The organism is Streptomyces malachitofuscus, assembly GCF_055571035.1.
Map to the genome: position 1 here is coordinate 16,751 of NZ_JBVIGA010000026.1, position 17,716 is coordinate 34,466.

The window sequence follows — 17,716 nt, forward strand, 5'->3', positions numbered from 1 at the left end:
GTCAGGCCCCCTCGAGTTGGCTCGCGCCGGCGTCCTTGCCTCCGAGGCGGCGCAGCAGCAGGGCGAGGGCGAGCCCGACGAGGACCAGGATGACCGCGATGGCGCTGGCGGGTCCCATCAGGCTGGCCTGGAACCCCCGCTTGTACATGTCCAGTGCGAGGACCCGGGTGGCGTCGCCGGGGCCGCCCTCGGTCAGGACGAAGATGAGGTCGAAGAAGGTCAGCGACCCGACGACCATCAGCGTGGATGAGGTGATGATGGTGTACTTCAGCTGCGGCAGCGTGATGCTGAAGAACTGCCGGATCCGTCCGGCTCCGTCCAACTGCGCCGCCTCGTAGAGGGACTTCGGGATCTGCTGGACGCCGCCCTGGTAGATCAGGGAGTGGAACGGGACGAACTGCCAGGAGACGACGAAGATGACGACTCCGAACGCGAGCCCGGGCCGGCCCAGCCAGTCCTTGCTGAGTGCCCCGATGTTCAGCCCCGCACCGAGCCCGAAATTGGGGTCCAGCAGGGCCTCGTAGGCGATCGCGATCGCCGCGGAGCTGAGCATCAACGGGACGAAGTACACCACGCCCAGCACCGCGCGGTAGCGCTGGCGGCCGGCGAGGAAGGTGCCGAGCAGAATGCTCAGCGGCGTCTGCACGAGCCAGGACACGGCCATCACCAGGAAGGTCACCCAGAGGGCGTGCGGCAGCCCGGGGTCGGTGAGCACCGAGCGCCAACTGGACAGTCCTGTCAGACGGATGGAGCCGATGCCGTCCCAGGTCGTGAAGCTCAGTGCGAAGACACCGATGAGCGGGATCACGGCGAAGCCGACGAAGAAGAGCAGGGCCGGCACCGCGAGCCACGGCAGGATGCTGCTGCGGGGCTCGCGGAGGGACTGCCGAGTGGTGAGCGCACTCATGCGGCGGTGACCGCGTTGAGGTTGCCGGCGAACTGCTCGGGTGAGACCGACAGTTGGAACAACTTGACGATGTTGTCCAGCAGGGTCTCGGCGGCCGTCGGACTGAGCGCCTGGTCCCAGGACTGGACGAACACCTTGGCCTTGCTGGCGATGTCGTAGGTGAACTGGAGGAAGTCGGCGTTGTCGGAGGCGGCCAGCAGCTTCTCCGTGCCGAGTCGGATCGGGACCGACCCGTTGCCGATCCACGCCTTCACCTCCTCCTCCTGGAGGACGCCCTTGGCGAAGTACTCCTTCGCGATCTTCTTCTCGTCGGCACTGGCCTTCGAGGAGATGGACAGGTACTGGGCGGGGTTGCCGACGGTGTTGCTCTGGTCGCCCTTGCCGCCTTCGACGGGCGGGAAGGTCATGTAGCCCAGGGAGCCGCTGGAGACGAAGTCCCCGCCGTCGGTCTGCTGGATGCCGTACGACCAGGCGCCGTGCAGCATCATGGCGGCCCGGCCGGTGTACAGCAGCGCCTGGTCGGCGTTGGAGTCCGCGGTGATCGAGGAGAAGCCCTTGACGAACCCGTCGGCCTTGACCAGGTCCTGCAGTGCGGTCAGCGCCTTGATGGCGTCCGGGTGGGACCAGGCGTTCTTCTCCCCCTCGATGGCCGCCTGGAAGACCTCGGGGCCGCCGATGCGGTCGAACAGGAACTCCAGCCACATCATGTTGGTCCACCGGGACTGGCCGCCGAGCGCGAACGGCGCTATGCCCTTGGCGTTGAACTTGGGCACCAGCGCCATGATGTCGTCCCAGGACTCCGGTGGTTTCACCCCGACCTGGTCGAAGACCTTCCTGTTGTAGTAGAGGATGATCGGCTGCACGGTCTCGCAGGGCATCGCGTAGATCTTGCCGTCGACGGTCGCCGCACCGAACGAGGACGGGAACAGCCCCTTCTTGACGTCGGGATGCTCGTCGAACCACGAGGTGAGGTCCTCGACCTGGTCCGCCTCCGCGTAGGCGCGCAGCGTCCCGCCGCCCCAGCCCCAGATGATGGTGGGCGCCTGCCCGGCACCGATGGCTGTCTTGATCTTCGTTTTGTACGCGTCGTTCTGGTAGGTCGTGTCGTCGATCTGCTCGTCGGGGTGGGCCTTGTTGAACGCGTCCACGGCGCCGGCCCTGACGCCTTCCTGCGGCTGTCCGTTCAGGTACCAGTACGTGGCACCACCGCTCTTGCCGGGTCCTGACGAGCCGCCGCACGCCGTCAGCGCCGCGGAGACCGGCACGGCAGCCGCCAGGCCTAGGAGGGTACGTCGAGAGAGCGCCATGATTTTCTCCGCACTCGAGAGCTGTCAGCTTCTCGTGAGTCATGGTGAAAGGTTTTCGAAAATGCCTTCTTCGAGCTCTGTTGGTGCAAGCTAGATTTCGATCTGTTGCGGTGTCAAGATGCGTGCAGCGGACTTGCGGGGTGGACGAAGTCCGCGCAATATCAGCGTCTGATCGGCACCCGAGGGACCTTGCCGGAGCTCGAAACTGTTTCGAAATGGTCGGTCGAGGGTGGGGGTGACGCAGTGGCTGCCGACTGACACACTGTCGGTGCAGGTCACACCGGGCCATCGAGGTCCGGTGCCGCCGTCGCCGGACGAGTTGCTGCCTTCACAGGTACGGTTGACCGGCTCCGTCCGCGCGGCCGGGCCGACCGGCGGGTAACCACACCGGTGGACCTACAGCTGAGAGGAACCGATGCGACCGAACGCCAGGCGCACCACTTTGGCGGACATCGCCCAAGCGGCCGGGGTCTCCGTCGCGACCGTGTCCAAAGTGGTCAACGGTCGTGGTGACGTTGCGCCGCACACCCGCATCCGTGTGCAGGAGCTGCTGCATCAACACGATTACCTCGCGCCCGTGTTCCGCCACACCGAGTCCGTCGCGAGCCCGACCATCGAGGTGCAGTTCAAGGGCGGCCTGAAGTCGTACGTGGCGGAGACCCTGGAAGGCATCATCGACTCCGCCGCCGAGTCGGGGGCCTCGGTGGTGGTCAGCAAGGCGTCCACCGCCCCCCATTGGGCCCGGGACCTGGTCTCGGCCGGGCGCCGCGCCGTCATCGCGGTCACCAGCGTGTACACAGCGGCCCACCTGAACGAACTGGCCCGGTCCGGGCTGCCGTTGGTCGTGCTGGACCCCCTGCACCTGCCGGACAGCCGGGTCAACAGTGTCGGGGCGACCAACTTCGCCGGCGGTCTGGCCGCGACCCGGCACCTGCTCTCCCTGGGCCACCGCCGCGTCGCCTACCTCGGCGGACCGAGCCTGGCCGTCTGCAATCAGGCTCGCATGCACGGCTACCGCGCGGCCATGGAGGCCGAAGGAGCGCAGGTACCGGACGACTGTGTCCGGCCCGGAGAATTCACCTACGAGACCGGCTTGACCGGCGGAAAGGCGCTGCTGGACCTGGAGGAACCGCCTACGGCGGTCTTCGCGGGCAACGACGAGATCGCCCTCGGAGTCATCGAGGCCGCTCGCGCCCGAGGTCTGCGCGTTCCCGAAGACCTGAGCGTGGTCGGCTTCGACGACACGAGCCTCGCTCAGATGGCCTCACCGCCCCTGACCACCGTGCGCCAGCCGCTCCGGGAGATGGGCGCAGCCGCCCTGCGCACCGCCCTCCGACTGGCCAACGGCGAAAAGGTCGAGTCCCATCACATCGAACTCGCCACCGAACTCGTGGTACGCGCTTCGACGGCACCGCCTCGCGAGGCGACGCCGGCAAACGGGTGAGCGCAGGTGAGACGTCGTCGGGTACCGGATCCTCATGATGCCGGGGTGCAGCGAGGACGCTAGCGAGGCGCCGCGAGTACGTCCCGGAGCACGTCCTCGAGCGTGACGCCGGCCAACTCGCGCCTCAGGGTCTGCTCGATGCCCCCGTAGATGCCCTGCATCGCCGGCTGAATGCCGTAGCCCACCACGCAGTCCTGGTCCGGGGTGGTGCGATGCAGCGCGAACAGCGGGCCCTGCTCCACGGCGTCGTACACGTCGAGCAGGGTCATCGACCCCAGCTCGCGCGCCAGCGACCAGCCCGCGCCCACGCCCCGCCGGGACTCGACGAGCCCGGCCCTGCGCAGCTCGCCCAGCAGCCGTCTGATCACCACGGGGTTGGTGTTCGCGCTGGTGGCGATCTGCTCGGAGGTGGCGACCTCATGGCCCCGGCGCTGATAGAGGCCGATCCAGGCCAGCGCGTGGGCGGCAATGGTCAGCCGACTGTTGGCGCTCATGGACCCTCCTCTCGACCGCAACGCTTCATGTTAGGACAGCGCAGTCGTAACAGCAAAGGTTGCGACAGGCTGTTGTAACCATTAACGTTGCGACAGCCGTACAGGGTCCAACAACGAGGTGAGAAGAATGAGCAAGCCACTGACGGGCAAGGTCGCCCTGGTCACCGGGGGGTCGCGAGGACTGGGAGCCGCGACCGTACGACTGCTGGCCGAGCAGGGCGCCGACGTCGCCTTCACCTACATCAGCTCCGATGAGCTGGCGCAGGCTGTCGTCGACGAAGTGCGCGGCAAGGGGGCCAAGGCCGTCGCCTTCAAGTCCGACCAGGCTGACACGAGTGGCGCGCCGGCGCTGATCGACGACGTGGTCGCGCACTTCGGTGGCCTGGACATCCTCGTCAACAACGCGGCGATCTCGGTGAACGGCACGGTGGACGACCCGGACGCCGACACCGCCGCACTGGACCGGATGCACGCCACCAACTACCTGGGCGTGATCGCCGTCATCCGGGCCGCCTCCCGAGTGCTGCGCACAGGCGGCCGGATCGTCACCGTGAGTTCCGGACTGGGCTCCCGGGCCGGTGTCCCGGGCGTCGCCGACTACGCGGCGACCAAGTCGGGGATAGAGAGGTACACCATGGGAGCCGCACGGGACCTCGGTTCCCGGGACATCACGGCCAACGTCGTGGAGGCGGGACTGATGGAGGGCGGTATGGACGCTCCGGACCCCGAGACCCTCAAGGCCCTGGTCGGCTCGCTTTCCCTGCAACGCGTGGGTCGCCCCGAAGAAGTCGCCGCGGCGATCGCGTTTCTGGCGAGCCCTGCCGCTTCGTACGTCACAGGCGCGGTGCTCGACGCCCACGGTGGTTACAACGCCTGAACCGGAATACCTGCCGCGCGCCCTGGGGCACATCGTGTCTCCGGGGCATGCGCCGTCGACGCCCCGCGTGTGCGCGGAACGTCCCCATGTGAGGCAGCACGCTAACGGCGCTCGCCGCACACGGCCTCGTCGATGAGGCGGATGGTCGCGTCGGCCTGCTCCGTGAAGCGCTTCTCGTCGCCATAGCGGGTGGTGAAGACGGCAGCGGCGGCCGACGCCCGGCCGTCCGGAGTGACGGCGGCCTCGGACACCGTTCCGAACGAGGTGCCGCCGTGGTACCAGACACCGCGCTCGCAGCCCTCGGCCGGGCGCCACGCGATACCGAGTCCGTAACGCGCCTCGTCACTGCCCGCCATGCCGGGTGCGGGCACGGTGGTGCGCATCTGTTTCAGCTGATCGGCAGGCAGCAGGGTGCCGGCCATCAGCGCGCGCAGGAACGTGTTCATGTCGGAGGTCGTGCTGACGATGCCGCCGTCCGCACCGCCGTCCACCGAGACCGTGGTGTCGGTCAGATCGTCGCGTCCGGGGAACTGTGTGTAGGCGGTGGCGGTGGGACGGGGGATGTAGGCGGAGGTGCCCAGGGTCATGGTGTGGCGGAGACCGAGGGGTTCGATGATGCGCTCGTGGACCTCCTGCGCCCAGGGACGGCCCGTGGCACGCTCGATGATCATGCCGGTCAGCAGGTAGTTGGTGTTGGAGTAGTCCCAGCGGATCTCCTTCTTCGATGCGTCGGCGTCCGGCAGCCAGCCGGGTGGGCGTGACATGGCCAAGGCCACCTGTTGTTCAGGGGTGCGCGCCGTGAAGCGCTGCGAGCGGAAGCGTTCGGGCGTCAGATCGGCGGGGTCACCGAACAGCACATCCGTGTAGTCCACCAGACCGCTCGTGTGCTGAAGCAGGTCGCGCACCGTGATGCGGCTTCCGTCGTTTCCGTTGCCCGCGACCACTCCCGGCAGCCACTTCTCGACCGTGTCACCGAGACTCAGCGTGCCCTCGGACACCAACTGGAGGGCGACCACCGCCACGAAGGTCTTGGTGTCGCTGCCGATCCTGTAGTAGGCGTCGAAGGGGATCCTTCCGCCCTCGTCCAGATCGGCCACCCCCGATCGCGCCTGGCGGACGTGCCCCGCACCGTCTCGCGTCCGCACCACGAGTCCGGAGGCACCTGTGTCGCGCACTGCGTCGGCATCCCGTTGCAAGCGAGTGGCGCCCGCCGTACGGGTCTCGTAGTCCTGGGCCCGGGCCACTGGGCCGGGCACGGTGGCTACACCCAGGGCACCGACGGCTGCCATGGTCAGCGCCACCCGTGCTCCCGCCTGACGTCGGGACTGCTTCTGTGCCTTCATTGCCATGACTCAGACGCTACGAAGCGTCACCACACCGGGACCATCCGGCAGCCTCGAGTTCTCAGCCTGAGGTTAACCCGAGCGCGGGGTCGGCCTGAGCCGGCGGTGTCCAGGCACCCTGGGGGCGTCCCTGCTACCGGACCGTTGGCGCTCGAAACCGGTGATCCGCCTCCTGCAATGCCCATGGACGTCCTTCGAAGGCGGTTCCTTCGAGGGTCATGTGCGTACCTCGCCGACGGCCCAGCGACAACGGGGGCGGGCTCGCGCTCACTCCGTCATCAGCGTCCAACGGACGACCCGTCCGCAGCGGCGGCAGCGATGGAGCAGAACGTTTTCACTCGGCGCTGCCCGACCCGCTGGGACCACTCGTCACCACATACCGGGCAGCACCAACCCTGCTGTTCATACCTGCCCAACGAGTGGTCCCAGCCGCGCCGCTGTCGGTACTCGGACAGTCCGGCGTACCGTTCACGCCAAGGGTGCAGGCTGTAGGCGTTGGGGCGGCCGTAAGTCCGACACGAGTGCCCCACCATGCGCCTACCGCTCATGCTCCCCAGCCCCGACAGTCACCGTGTGTTTCGGACGTCGGTGTCCCCCTGCGTCACGTCACTTCTACCCGCCCGAACGGCTCGGCACTGCCCCCCGTCGAGGTCGCGCGGGCAGGCCAGGCCGGATCAGCCGTTGTAGGCGGACGCGACGTCCAGGACCCAGGTGACGCCGAACCGGTCGGTGAGCATGCCGTACAGCGGCGACCACTGCGCGGGCTCCAGCGCACGCACGAGGGTGGAGCCCTCGGCGAGCTTGGCCCACAGGGTCTTGATCTCCTCGGCGTCGTCACCGCGTACCGAGACGAAGAACGGGTTCTCGCCCTGGCTCCAGGGCAGGTGCGAGGGCACGTCGTAGGCCATGACACGGAAGCCGTTGTCGCCGGCCACCTCGCCCCACATCACCCGGTCCGCCTCGCTCTCGTTCTGCACCGCGTCCGCGTCCTTGTAGGTGACCACGGTGATGCGTCCGCCGAAGACGGACCGGTAGAAGTCCAGCGCATCACGTGCGGCGCCCCGGAAGTTCAGATGAGTCGTGGTTGCAATCGACATGTTGTTCCTTGTCTCGATGGGATGCCGTCGAACGGCTCGTACGCCACGATCACAGAGGTAGAGGACAGGATGTGTCCGGTACCGCGGGCAGGATGGAACGCATGCACAAGACGTCCTCCCGTCTGCTCGCGCTGCTCTCGCTGCTTCAGACGCACCGTGACTGGCCCGGCAACGATCTCGCCGAGCGCCTCGACATCACGTCGCGCACCGTGCGCCGTGACATCGACCGCCTGCGCGCGCTGGGTTACCCGATCAGGACCGTCAAAGGACCGGGCGGCGGCTACCGGCTGGAGGCGGGCACTCGCATGCCGCCCATGCTGTTCGACGACGCCCAGGCCGTCGCCCTGGCCGTCGCACTCCAGACCGCGGCCGCGGACACCGCGGTCGCCGAAGACGCGTCCCGCGCCCTGGCCACCGTCAGACAGGTGATGCCACCCCGCCTGCGTCACCGCATCGACCTGCTGCGCGTCACCGCCGTCCGGCCGCCCGCCGCCGACGTCACACCCCAAGTCGATACCCGGGTTCTGACAGAACTGAGCCGCGTCATCGACGCCCGCGAGGAACTGCGTTTCGACTACGCACCGGGGACGAACACGTCAGCCGCAGACGCCCGTCGAGTACAGCCCCACCACCTGGTCGCCCGGCGCCCTCACTGGTACCTCGTGGCCTGGGACCTCGACCGTGCGGACTGGCGCACGTTCCGCATCGACCGCATCCGCCCCCGCACACCCACCGGCCCTCGCTTCACCCCTCGGGAACTGCCCGGCGGTGACGTCGCCGCCTTCATCACCAGCCGGTTCCGGGGCAACGACGGCACCGCCGGCGACTGGCCCTGCGTGGGCGAGGTCGTCCTGCACCTGCCTGCCGCCGACGTCGCACCGTTCGTCCATGACGGAGTCGTCGAGGAACTCGGTCCCCGCCACTGCCGACTCACCCTCGGCTCCTGGTCATGGATCGGGCTCGCCGCGGCCGTCGGCCGCTTCGACGCCGATGTCGACGTCGTCGGCCCACCCGAGCTCACCACCGCATGCGCAGACCTCGCCGCCCGCTACGCCAGGGCCGCCCGCGGCGGAGGTCCCCAGGCCGGGCGCACGCGGTGAGAAGGCAACCCACCGCGGAGGTGCTGCCCCGTGCGTCGGTGGGGCAGGGCCGAGCTCCACGAGGCGGCAGGCCCTTCACCCTCACCCCTCAAGTTCCGCGAACTCATGTGTCATACTCGAGCGCCGATCATGGCAGGAAACGACCGGGGGGCCGTGTGTACGCCGTCTCTCTGGACGCCCCTTACCTGGACACGGATGCGGATCAACTCTGCTTCTCGCTGGGCCTGACGGAGCGTCCAGCGCTAGCAGAACGTGTGGTGTCGCTCGGCGGCCTGGACGTACGGTTGCGGCTGCTCGGGGCCTCGCACCAGGTGTTCGCCGGCCCCGTGCGGGAGACGGTGGCCTGTCTGCAGGGCGCCGTCAGGGGGCTGCCCGAGGAATGCACCCGACAGTTGCCGGGCTGGGTCTACGACTTCGGCGCCACCACCCGCCGGCTGGCCCCCGAGGAGTTCAGCGCCGAGGTGGCACAGGTCCTCTGCCGGTCCACCGACGCCGAGCACAGTCTGTGCGGGGTCTTCCCCGGCTCGCCGGAAGCGGTCACAGCCGTGGTCGTCGAGTCGGTCGAGGGACCGCACGGCCCCGGGCTCGTATGGCGCACCTGGCACACGTATCCGCAGAACGGCCAGATCGTATCGACGTACAGCCGGCTGGAGGCCCGATGAACAGCGCCCGACTCGTCCGCGCAGCGGTGGCGGCCGTGCTGGCCGCGCCCCTGCTCACCGCCTGCTCCAGCGACGGGGACAACTACGCGGTCCCCCGCGAGTGGATCAGGGACACGTACACCGCGACCGGAGGGAACTGGACCGACCCGGACAGCACCCCGAGCGAGGTCGCCCAGGCGATCCACAACGAGCGGGCCGAACTGGACCGTGCCTCCGGCGACAGCATGGAGTTCCTGCGCTACGGCGACGACATGGTCACCGTCTCGCCGTATCGGAGCGGCAGCCTGATCGAGATCGAGGACTACCGCAACGGCTACCACCGCCACCAGCGGCACCTCACCTACTGGCCGGACCCGGACAGCGCGAGCTTCCGCGGCGGCGGCCCCGGAGAGGGCAAGTAACATCCCCCGACCGGCCGGGCCACCCGCCGACGCGACCGACGTTCCTCCCGCACACCACTGGATCACGCCCCGACCCCGCCCTCAAGAAAGGCAACGCAGTGACCGAGATATTCGAGTCGACCGGACAGGCCCTGCTCTACGGAGTCGCGGGCCTCGTCGTGATGGCCGTCGGCTTCATCGCGCTCGACCTCGTCACGCCGGGCAAGCTGTACCACGTGGTATGGACCGACCGGAACCGCGGCGCGGCCGTCCTGCTGGGCAGCCAGTCCGTCGCCGTGGGCCTGGTCATCATGAAGGCCATCGAGGCGAGCGAGTCCGAGCAGGGCCTCGGCTACGGCCTGGTCAGCACGCTGCTGTACGGCCTGGCCGGGGTGCTGGTGATGACCGTCGTCGGCATCGTGATCGGCGTGGTCACGCCGGGCCAGATGGGTGCCGTCGTCCTCGACGACCAGGACAGCCGTCCGCACCCCGCCGCCTGGGTCCAGGCCGGCATGTACCTGGGCACCGGGTTCATGGTCGGCGCGGCGATCTCTTAGCAACGCCCCTCGATGAGCGCCTCCACCGTGCAGGACAGCGATACCGCCGCAACACCTTCCCGCCCCCCGGTCGTCCGGCCCACCCGGGGGGCTCGTTTCCTTCTGCTGTTCGCCGTCTTCCTCTGTGCGGCCTGCGGCCTCGTGTACGAGCTGGCCCTGACCGCACTGGGCAGCTACCTCATCGGCAACTCGGTGCTCCAGACCTCCGTGGTGATCTCCGTGATGGTGTTCGCCATGGGGCTCGGCTCCCTCGCCGCGAAACCCCTGCGCCGCCGCGCGGTGGGCGCGTTCGCGCTCGTGGAGGGCGTACTCGCACTGGTCGGCGGCCTGTCGGTGCTGACGCTGTACTCGGCGTTCGCCTGGCTCCAGCTGTACACCCCGGCGATGATCGTGGTCGCGGTGGCCGTCGGCCTGCTGATCGGCGCCGAGATCCCGCTGCTGATGACCCTGCTCCAGCGGATCCGTCGGCAGGAGGCGGGCAGCGCGGTCGCCGACATGTTCGCCGTCGACTACATCGGAGCGCTGGTCGGCGGCCTGTGCTTCCCTCTGTTGCTCCTGCCGACGTTCGGCCAGCTCAAGGGCGCGCTGGTGGTCGGCGGTGTGAACGCGGTGGCCGGGGTCATCGTGGTGGTGTTCATCTTCCGCCGGCAGATCCGGCGCTGGGTGCGCAACGCCCTGCTGGCCGGGGTCACGGCGGTGCTGGCCGTGCTCGGTACGGCGTACGCGTTCGCGGACGACCTGGAGGTGACCGCGCGCCAGCAGATGTACCGGGACCCGATCGTCCACGCGGAGACGACGCCGTACCAGGAGATCGTCGTCACGCGCTCCACCGCCTTCACCGGCGAACCGGACATGCGGCTCTTCCTCAACGGCGATCTCCAGTTCAGCTCGGTCGACGAGTACCGCTATCACGAGTCCCTCGTCCACCCCGCGCTCGCGGACTCCCGCGCCAACGTGCTGATCATGGGCGGCGGCGACGGGCTCGCCCTGCGCGAGGTGCTGCGTTACGACGACGTACGGCACGTCACTCTCGTGGAACTGGACCCGGCGATGACCCGGCTCGCGCGCGACTACAAGCCCCTGCGCGACCTGAACGACGAGGCGTTGGGCGACCCCAGGGTCGAGGTCGTCAACGCCGACGCCTTCAACTGGCTGCGCGGCGCCCGGCAGTCGTACGACGCGGTCGTCATCGACTTCCCCGACCCGGACACAGCGGCGCTGGCCAAGCTGTACTCGGTGGAGTTCTACCACCTGCTCGGACAGGTCCTGACGCCGCAGAGCAGGGTGATGGTGCAGAGCGGGTCGCCGTTCTTCGCGCCGAAGACGTACTGGTCGATCGCGAAGACGATCGAGACGGCGGGCTACTCGACCGCCCAATTCCAGGTCGACGTACCGAGCTTCGGCAACTGGGGTTTCGTCCTGGCCGCCCCGGGCGACGGCGCGTCCCCACCGCTGCGACTGGCGTCGGACGCCCCGCGACTGCGCTACCTCGACGAAACGGTCCTGAAAGCCGCCGCGGTGTTCCCCGTGGACCGCCGCCGCCAGGACGTACGCCCGAGCACGCTGATGGACCCGGCCGTACTGGACTACGTGCTGGACGAGTGGCAGAACTACTGACGCTCGCGCCCCACGGCCCTCCGGCACGTCGGCGGTTCACGTTCTGACTTCCGCGGCCGACCTGGCGATCTGTTCGATCTTCGCCCGGTGGGCTGTGCGGGCTTCCTTGTCGATCGGCTTCTCGTGTTCCGGGCGCAAGCCGGTCCGGCCGTCGAGGCCCTCGCGCAGGATGTCTGCATGGCCGGTGTGCCGGACGGACTCGCCGAGGACGTGGACCATGACGGCGAACAGGTTCGTGTCGGCATGAGGCTGCGGCCACCACGGCACATGGCCGGGGGCGTCCAGGGGAAGCTCGTTGATCGTCGCGTCCGAGTGCTGCCACGTGCGCCGGTAGAACCCGATGATCTGGTCACGGGTCTCGTCCTCGCTCGCCCACAGATCACTGCCGTCGGAGTCCTGCCATCGCGCCAGCGGTTCCGGGGACGGGCGGTCGAAGACCTCGCCGAAGTACCTGGCTTCGACGGTGGCAACGTGTTTGACCAGGCCGAGGAGGTTGGTCCCGGTCGCCGTCAGAGGGCGGCGGGCGTCGTATTCGGACAAGCCGTCGAGTTTCCAGAGCAACGCCTCGCGGTCCCGCCGCAGTCTCCCGTGCAGGTTGTCCTTGGCGAATTCGTCGATCATGCGGCAAGAGCCTGCCATGGGCTGGTCGTGGTCTCAAGATCCCGTACGCGGTACGCAACGGCCGGCGGAGGAGCCGAGGGCCGGTCGGTTCAGGGGGACACCAGTCCGACCCGGTAGGCGAGGACGACGGCCTGGACGCGGTCGCGCAGGCCGAGTTTCGCCAGGATGCGCGACACATACGTCTTCACCGTCTCGGGCGTGATGTGCATCGCCGCAGCGATCTCCGCGTTCGACAGCCCTTCGGCGATCAGCCGGAGCACTTCCAGCTCGCGGGGGGCCAGCGCACGGACGACGTCCTGTCCGGCCGGCCGGGAGGTGTCCGCCGGCCGCAGATGCTGGGCGTAGTGGCCGATGAGGTGGCGGGTGACGGCGGGTGCCAGCAGTGCCTCGCCCCGGGCGACGGTCCGGATGCCGTTGACCAGTTCCGCCGGCTGCGAGTCCTTCAGGAGGAAGCCGCTCGCGCCGGCACGCAGCGCGTCGTAGACGTAGGCGTCGACGTTGAACGTGGTGACGACCAGGACCCTCGGCGCGTTTTCGCTGTCGGGACCGGCCAGTTGCCGCGTCGCCTCGATGCCGTCGAGCAGGGGCATCCGGATGTCCATCACGACCACGTCGGGGCGCAGCCGCCTGGCGGCCTGGACCGCTTCATGGCCGTTCTCTGCCTCGCCGACGACCTCCATGTCGGGCTGCGAAGAGACGATGGTGACGTAGCCGGTCCGCACCAGCGCCTGGTCGTCGCAGATCAGCACACGGATCGGTGGCGGCGCTTCGCTCACGGGGTCACTCCTGAGTGGGCTTGGACGGGATCGTGGCGCGGACCTCGAACCCGCCCTCGGGCCGGGGACCGGCCTCCAGTTCACCATCGAGCATCCGCACCCGTGCACGCAGCCCGGCCAGCCCTCGCCCCCCGGCGGGGCCCGGCTTGCGCTCGACCCGTGCGACGAGAGGTCCGTCCGTGGTCACCTCGATGCCGATGGACTCGGCGCCGTGCCGGAGCAAAACCCGTGTCGGCTCCCGCACCGCGTACTTCATGGCGTTGGTGAGCGCCTCCTGCACCACCCGGTACACGGCCAATTCCACATCCACGCTCCGCTGTTGCCGCTCGCCCTGCTCGCTGCACTCGACCGGCAGCCCCGACCTTCGGGCCTGCTCGACCAGGTCCCCCACGCGTCCCACGACGGGTGCCCGTCCCGCACGCGCCAGGTCCGCGGAGGCCGACTCGCCGGTCGCCTCCAGGACGCCGAGCAGGTACCGCAGTTCCGTCAGCGCGCGGCGGCCGGTGTCGCTGACGGCGGTCAGTCCCTCGCCGGCGCGTTCCGGCGCGGTGGTGAGCAGGAATTGCGCCGCGTCGGCCTGGACCACCATGGCCGTCACGTGGTGGGTGACCACGTCGTGCAGCTCGCGGGCGATCCGTGCCCGCTCGGCGGCCGTGGCCACTTCGGCGGTCAGCCGCTGCCGCTTCGCCTCTTCCGCCCGCCGCGTGCGCACCGTACTCCCCATCAGCCAGACGGCGGCCAGAAACAGATAGAACGCGAGATAGTCCGGTACGGACTGCGGTGAGCCGAAGCGGTCCAGGACGGCGGTCAGCACGACGTAGCCCGCACTCGCCACGGTGGCCAGACCGGGGCGGAAGCGGACCTGATGGGCCCCTGCGGAGTACAGGGCCAGATACAGCCCCACACTCGCGAAGGTCGTCGCGAATCCCAGCGCCTGGTGCAGCGCGAACGCGCTTGCGACGACAGCCAGACAGGCTGCGGGCCACCTGCGGCGCATCGCCAACGGCATGGCCTGGGCCAGCACGAGCCCGACGCTCAGCACGTTCGCAGGTCGCTCGGACAGATCGCCGATCTGTGCACCGAGGTTGGACAAGGTCGGCACGAAGGCCAGCAAGGTGAGCGTCAGGGCGAGGATGCCGTCCTTGAGGAAGGCATCCCGCTCCTTCCACCAGTCGAGGGGCGCCCGGAGCAGCTGGAGGCTCTTGGGTACCTGACGAGGCGTCACTTCCATTCTCCTCCGGTCGGCCTGTCTCAGCGGCCCGCACCACGACGGGACTTGATCCCACCATTCCGTCGGGCGAGGACGAGCATCGGGACGGCAAGAGCCACGCCGATGAGGACGGGCACGATCGACGTCTCCATGCCGAAGCTGCCGCCGGTCAGAAAAGCGGAGCCATTGCTGTCCACGGTGAACAGACCCTGGGGGGTATGCCCGGAGACCGGGATGCCGAGCAGTTGCTCCGTGGTGTTCCACGCGAAGTGCAGCCCCGCGACGAACCAGATGTTACGCCGCCACAGGAACGCCGCTCCGAGCAGGGCGCCCGCCTCCAGAGCGATCGCGAGTCCGCCCCACGCGCTCGCTCCCGGGGCGCCCAGGTGGGCGACTCCGAAGAACAGCGAGGTGAGCACGATGGCTGTGCGGCTGCCCCACAGCTGCTCCAGGGCTTGCAGGGCCAGACCGCGGAACAGCAACTCCTCGGTGACCGCCGCCCCGATCTGCACCATGACCGCCGTCCGGACGACCGGCATGAAGTCGTTGCCCGCCCAGGAGAACGAGTAGCCTCCGATCGCCGTGATCAGGAGGGCGGAGGCGAGGATGAAGCCCAGGCCGATCCCGCCGCCCAGCAGTGCCTCCCGGCCGGCGCCGTGCCGGGTGATCTCCGGCGTGGAGCGTCGTGCGGCACGGCGCATGACCACCCAGTACACGGCCACCGCGGCGGCCGCGCCCAGCACCGGCACCGGGCCGGGTCCCGTCGCCGTCACGCCCGAGACCAGGCCGATGCCGGCCATCCCCGTCACCATCCAGCCGAGCGGGGAGCGCACGATCCGGCCCACACGGCCGCCGCGCCCGTCCCGGTCCTTGTCCGGGTCGGGCCGTGTGTCGTGGTGTGCGGCGGACGTCGTGCCCATGGTGGCCTCCCGTGTCGTGGTCGCACCTTCGGCGACCTGACGACCACGCTAGGAATGTGCCGACGTCCGCGAGTCACCCGTCCATGGACAACTCCTGTAGCTCTCACGGGGGATGTGCCGCCCGCGTTCCGCCCACTCGGGTTCCGTCTGCGCTCACCGCGGGGCGGCGGCCTGGGCGTGCTGCCGGGATGGCGCGCCTAGGACTTCATGCGGGACATCCATCCGTGAAGGTCTTCGAGGTGCCAGCTCTGTCGAATGCGACCGTTGTTGATCTCGTGGAACTCGTGAATGGTGATCTCGTCGTATCTGCCGTTCGGGGGCACGCCGAGGAACTCGCCGCGGAGGGTGCCGGTGAGGGCGCCGCGTACGGCCACCAGCCCGGAGGAGGCGACGATGTCGTGAATGATCACGCGTGCGTCGGCGAAGGCTTCGTGGAAGGCCACGATGTGCGGCTTCATCCCCGCGGGTCCCCGCGGCTGGTCGGAGAGGCTGGGAATGTCCTCCCAGTCGGGCGCGAGCACCTCGTCGAGGAGATCGGGCTCGCCGCCGATCGCCTTGTAGAGCGTTTCGATGAGTCGTCGTTCCTCGTCGGTGGCCCCAACGATGCGGGGAGCGCTGTGCGTGCTGGTCATGAGGTTCCTTAAGCGGTGAGGAGCTCGATGAGGGCGGCCGCTGACGCCGGCCGTCCGGGGGCGGCGAACATGCCGTCCGGGTCGAGATAGGCGTGCTGAGCCGGCGTACCCGGCGCGAACCGACGGCTCTCTGCGAGCGGGCCGACGTCGTGGGTGTCGTACCCGAGTGAATCGATCAGTGTGGCGACTGCCTTCTTGGCGTCGCTGTCGTCACCGGCGATAGGCAGTGCGCTGCGATCCGGGGCTCCCTTGGGGCGCCCCAGGGTGGCCAGGTGCTTGAAGAAGATGTTGCTGAACGCCTTGACGACACGGGAGCCGGTCAGGTGCGTCTGAAGCAGGAGGTGGGCCGGGGTGTCGTCGGCGTCTATCTCGGGGACATGGCCCTGGCGGGCGGGGTCGTAATTGAGGGTGTCGATGACGACCTTGCCCCGGAGGGGTTCGGCGGGAACCTGCCGGTAGGCCCTGATCGGAATGGTCACCACGACGAGGTCGCCGGCGGTTGCGGCCTCGACGGAGGTCGCCGCGCGGGCTCGTGGGCCGAGCTGCGTGACCAGGTGGTGCAAGGTATGCGGGCCGCGACTGTTACTGAGGACGACGTCGTGGTCGGCGTCGACGGCAAGGCGGGCCAAGGTGCTGCCGATGTTGCCGCTGCCGATGAAACCGATGGCAGTCATGGGTTCTCCTACTGGGTTCACATAAGCTAAGGCACGCCTGCGACTAATCGAAGGCATGCCTTGACTTTAACGCAGACACCCCTTCGTTTAGCAAGGGTGGAGATCAGGAGGAATGCGCGATGGCCACGCCCGAGTCCGGCGGACGAACCGATGCCGGTTTCACCGTGAGCCGGCCGACGCGCGCCGACGCGCGCCGCAACTTCGACGCCCTGCTGGACGCCGCCCGTGAGGTGTTCGCCGCCGAGGGTGCCGATGCCTCGTTGGAGGGGATCGCCCGGCGGGCGGGGGTCAACATCGCGACCCTCTACCGCAACTTCCCCACACGTCAGCATCTGTTCGAAACGGTCTACCTGGACGAGGTCCAGGCCCTGGCCCGCATGGCGGCCGAGCTCGACAGCCAAGAACCGTGGGATGCTCTGGAGAGCTGGCTACGCCAGTTCGTCAGCTATGCGACCACCAAGAAGGCCATCTACGACTCCATCGCGCACCGTGCGGAGATGTTCGCGACGGGCCGCGACATGATCCACGCGGCGGGCAGGCCACTTCTCGAACGCGCCCAGGCCGCCGGCACGGCCCGGACCGACGTCAGCTTCGACGACGTGCTCTTCCTGGTCAACGGCGTCAGCGGAGCGAACTTCGTACAGGAGGCACAGCGGGACCGGGTGCTCGCCATGGCTCTGGACGGCATCAAAGCCCACGGACGAGCGGCACGAGCCGGAGACTCATGAAGGCCACCCCTGCGCGCCTTACGGGCCGGGAGTGCTCCGGTCGATGCGATCGCGGTGGACACGGAGCATCGCCATCCAGCCCGGCGTGAACGGCACACCGCCCAGCGCGAACACCTCAAGGACGGTACTCCCGGTCTCGTCCAGCACCGCGCCCTCGCCCAGGAAGAGCTGGGCAGTGGTCCGGAACGCCAAGTGGTAGCCGATGCCCGCGGCGATGGCGGCGGTCGCGGTTCGGGAGACGCCGAGGGCGCACGTCGGACAACAGCGCCCTATGCATGTGCAGTTGACGCGAAGCCACCCATCATCCGTATGGCCACCGGCGTGCGGGCGCTGCATCATGGAACGATGAGGTTCCGTCGGCGGGATGCTC

Annotated in this window: 20 protein-coding genes; 8 read left to right on the forward strand and 12 right to left on the reverse strand. The window is 68.9% G+C overall.

Annotation, left to right across the window (positions count from 1 at the left end):
• Position 1: 1 nt before the first annotated feature.
• Together ACZ44S_RS30955 and ACZ44S_RS30960 are read right to left on the reverse strand one after the other, a co-directional pair.
• Positions 2-907: a carbohydrate ABC transporter permease gene (locus tag ACZ44S_RS30955; protein ID WP_466934754.1), complete on the reverse strand. Its 906-nt coding sequence runs from the start codon at positions 905-907 to the stop codon at positions 2-4.
• A complete protein-coding gene (locus ACZ44S_RS30960; RefSeq protein WP_466934757.1) occupies positions 904-2,214 on the reverse strand; it encodes an extracellular solute-binding protein in 1,311 nt (436 codons plus the stop codon). Before ACZ44S_RS30960 ends, ACZ44S_RS30955 begins: the two co-directional genes overlap by 4 nt.
• Before the next feature lie 415 nt (positions 2,215-2,629).
• On the opposite strand from ACZ44S_RS30960, the gene ACZ44S_RS30965 reads away from it, so the two are divergent.
• Complete coding sequence (locus ACZ44S_RS30965; protein ID WP_466934759.1) at positions 2,630-3,658, forward strand: LacI family DNA-binding transcriptional regulator; 1,029 nt, start codon at positions 2,630-2,632, stop codon at positions 3,656-3,658.
• A 59-nt stretch (positions 3,659-3,717) separates the two neighbouring features.
• Here ACZ44S_RS30965 and ACZ44S_RS30970 read toward each other — a convergent pair whose 3' ends face one another.
• Complete coding sequence (locus ACZ44S_RS30970; protein ID WP_466934762.1) at positions 3,718-4,152, reverse strand: Rrf2 family transcriptional regulator; 435 nt, start codon at positions 4,150-4,152, stop codon at positions 3,718-3,720.
• 127 nt (positions 4,153-4,279) lie between these two features.
• Between ACZ44S_RS30970 and ACZ44S_RS30975 the strand changes: the two genes are divergently transcribed.
• Positions 4,280-5,029 carry an SDR family NAD(P)-dependent oxidoreductase gene (locus ACZ44S_RS30975; RefSeq protein WP_466934764.1) on the forward strand — a complete coding sequence of 250 codons (750 nt, stop codon included), beginning with the start codon at positions 4,280-4,282 and terminating at the stop codon, positions 5,027-5,029.
• A gap of 101 nt (positions 5,030-5,130) precedes the next feature.
• Here the strand turns inward: ACZ44S_RS30975 and ACZ44S_RS30980 are convergent, their stop codons facing one another.
• Entirely contained in the window at positions 5,131-6,378 is a 1,248-nt protein-coding gene (locus ACZ44S_RS30980; RefSeq protein ID WP_466934767.1) for a serine hydrolase domain-containing protein, read from the reverse strand.
• 668 nt (positions 6,379-7,046) lie between these two features.
• The gene (locus ACZ44S_RS30985) at positions 7,047-7,469 is read right to left on the reverse strand and encodes a VOC family protein (RefSeq protein ID WP_466934769.1); all 423 of its coding nucleotides are present in this window, start codon (positions 7,467-7,469) and stop codon (positions 7,047-7,049) included.
• A 101-nt stretch (positions 7,470-7,570) separates the two neighbouring features.
• On the opposite strand from ACZ44S_RS30985, the gene ACZ44S_RS30990 reads away from it, so the two are divergent.
• From ACZ44S_RS30990 to ACZ44S_RS31010, 5 genes are all read left to right on the forward strand, one after another.
• Positions 7,571-8,569, forward strand: a complete 999-nt coding sequence (locus tag ACZ44S_RS30990) for a helix-turn-helix transcriptional regulator (RefSeq protein ID WP_466934772.1) — start codon at positions 7,571-7,573, stop codon at positions 8,567-8,569.
• 155 nt (positions 8,570-8,724) lie between these two features.
• On the forward strand, positions 8,725-9,231 hold the full coding sequence (locus ACZ44S_RS30995; protein WP_466934774.1) for a DUF2617 family protein: 507 nt from the start codon (positions 8,725-8,727) through the stop codon (positions 9,229-9,231).
• A complete protein-coding gene (locus ACZ44S_RS31000) occupies positions 9,228-9,632 on the forward strand; it encodes a DUF4247 domain-containing protein (RefSeq protein ID WP_466934777.1) in 405 nt (134 codons plus the stop codon). The genes ACZ44S_RS30995 and ACZ44S_RS31000 overlap by 4 nt, the downstream gene beginning before the upstream one ends.
• Before the next feature lie 98 nt (positions 9,633-9,730).
• On the forward strand, positions 9,731-10,168 hold the full coding sequence (locus ACZ44S_RS31005) for a DUF350 domain-containing protein (RefSeq protein WP_466934780.1): 438 nt from the start codon (positions 9,731-9,733) through the stop codon (positions 10,166-10,168).
• A 12-nt stretch (positions 10,169-10,180) separates the two neighbouring features.
• Entirely contained in the window at positions 10,181-11,785 is a 1,605-nt protein-coding gene (locus ACZ44S_RS31010; protein WP_466934782.1) for a polyamine aminopropyltransferase, read from the forward strand.
• Positions 11,786-11,821: 36 nt separating this feature from the next.
• Here ACZ44S_RS31010 and ACZ44S_RS31015 read toward each other — a convergent pair whose 3' ends face one another.
• The 6 genes from ACZ44S_RS31015 to ACZ44S_RS31040 form a co-directional block, all read right to left on the reverse strand.
• A complete protein-coding gene (locus ACZ44S_RS31015) occupies positions 11,822-12,406 on the reverse strand; it encodes a DinB family protein (RefSeq protein ID WP_466934785.1) in 585 nt (194 codons plus the stop codon).
• A gap of 89 nt (positions 12,407-12,495) precedes the next feature.
• A complete protein-coding gene (locus ACZ44S_RS31020; RefSeq protein WP_466934787.1) occupies positions 12,496-13,182 on the reverse strand; it encodes a response regulator in 687 nt (228 codons plus the stop codon).
• A gap of 4 nt (positions 13,183-13,186) precedes the next feature.
• On the reverse strand, positions 13,187-14,407 hold the full coding sequence (locus tag ACZ44S_RS31025; protein ID WP_466934790.1) for a sensor histidine kinase: 1,221 nt from the start codon (positions 14,405-14,407) through the stop codon (positions 13,187-13,189).
• 26 nt (positions 14,408-14,433) lie between these two features.
• Positions 14,434-15,312 carry a lysostaphin resistance A-like protein gene (locus ACZ44S_RS31030; protein ID WP_466934792.1) on the reverse strand — a complete coding sequence of 293 codons (879 nt, stop codon included), beginning with the start codon at positions 15,310-15,312 and terminating at the stop codon, positions 14,434-14,436.
• 197 nt (positions 15,313-15,509) lie between these two features.
• Complete coding sequence (locus ACZ44S_RS31035; protein ID WP_466934794.1) at positions 15,510-15,944, reverse strand: ester cyclase; 435 nt, start codon at positions 15,942-15,944, stop codon at positions 15,510-15,512.
• Positions 15,945-15,952: 8 nt separating this feature from the next.
• Complete coding sequence (locus ACZ44S_RS31040) at positions 15,953-16,618, reverse strand: NADPH-dependent F420 reductase (RefSeq protein WP_466934796.1); 666 nt, start codon at positions 16,616-16,618, stop codon at positions 15,953-15,955.
• A 119-nt stretch (positions 16,619-16,737) separates the two neighbouring features.
• On the opposite strand from ACZ44S_RS31040, the gene ACZ44S_RS31045 reads away from it, so the two are divergent.
• Positions 16,738-17,346 carry a TetR/AcrR family transcriptional regulator gene (locus ACZ44S_RS31045; protein ID WP_466934799.1) on the forward strand — a complete coding sequence of 203 codons (609 nt, stop codon included), beginning with the start codon at positions 16,738-16,740 and terminating at the stop codon, positions 17,344-17,346.
• An 18-nt stretch (positions 17,347-17,364) separates the two neighbouring features.
• Here the strand turns inward: ACZ44S_RS31045 and ACZ44S_RS31050 are convergent, their stop codons facing one another.
• Positions 17,365-17,538 (reverse strand): hypothetical protein, encoded by a 174-nt coding sequence (locus ACZ44S_RS31050; protein ID WP_466934801.1) that lies wholly within the window; start codon positions 17,536-17,538, stop codon positions 17,365-17,367.
• Positions 17,539-17,716 lie beyond the last annotated feature (178 nt).

Coding starts and splice junctions, on each gene's coding strand:
- ACZ44S_RS30990 (WP_466934772.1), top strand. CDS start 7,571: ATGCACAAGACGTCCTCCCGTCTGCTCGCGCTGCTCTCGCTGCTTCAG.
- ACZ44S_RS30965 (WP_466934759.1), top strand. CDS start 2,630: ATGCGACCGAACGCCAGGCGCACCACTTTGGCGGACATCGCCCAAGCG.
- ACZ44S_RS31030 (WP_466934792.1), bottom strand. CDS start 15,312: ATGGGCACGACGTCCGCCGCACACCACGACACACGGCCCGACCCGGAC.
- ACZ44S_RS30955 (WP_466934754.1), bottom strand. CDS start 907: ATGAGTGCGCTCACCACTCGGCAGTCCCTCCGCGAGCCCCGCAGCAGC.
- ACZ44S_RS31010 (WP_466934782.1), top strand. CDS start 10,181: ATGAGCGCCTCCACCGTGCAGGACAGCGATACCGCCGCAACACCTTCC.
- ACZ44S_RS30960 (WP_466934757.1), bottom strand. CDS start 2,214: ATGGCGCTCTCTCGACGTACCCTCCTAGGCCTGGCGGCTGCCGTGCCG.
- ACZ44S_RS30985 (WP_466934769.1), bottom strand. CDS start 7,469: ATGTCGATTGCAACCACGACTCATCTGAACTTCCGGGGCGCCGCACGT.
- ACZ44S_RS31000 (WP_466934777.1), top strand. CDS start 9,228: ATGAACAGCGCCCGACTCGTCCGCGCAGCGGTGGCGGCCGTGCTGGCC.
- ACZ44S_RS31035 (WP_466934794.1), bottom strand. CDS start 15,944: ATGACCAGCACGCACAGCGCTCCCCGCATCGTTGGGGCCACCGACGAG.
- ACZ44S_RS30980 (WP_466934767.1), bottom strand. CDS start 6,378: ATGGCAATGAAGGCACAGAAGCAGTCCCGACGTCAGGCGGGAGCACGG.
- ACZ44S_RS30970 (WP_466934762.1), bottom strand. CDS start 4,152: ATGAGCGCCAACAGTCGGCTGACCATTGCCGCCCACGCGCTGGCCTGG.
- ACZ44S_RS31045 (WP_466934799.1), top strand. CDS start 16,738: ATGGCCACGCCCGAGTCCGGCGGACGAACCGATGCCGGTTTCACCGTG.
- ACZ44S_RS31015 (WP_466934785.1), bottom strand. CDS start 12,406: ATGATCGACGAATTCGCCAAGGACAACCTGCACGGGAGACTGCGGCGG.
- ACZ44S_RS31040 (WP_466934796.1), bottom strand. CDS start 16,618: ATGACTGCCATCGGTTTCATCGGCAGCGGCAACATCGGCAGCACCTTG.
- ACZ44S_RS30975 (WP_466934764.1), top strand. CDS start 4,280: ATGAGCAAGCCACTGACGGGCAAGGTCGCCCTGGTCACCGGGGGGTCG.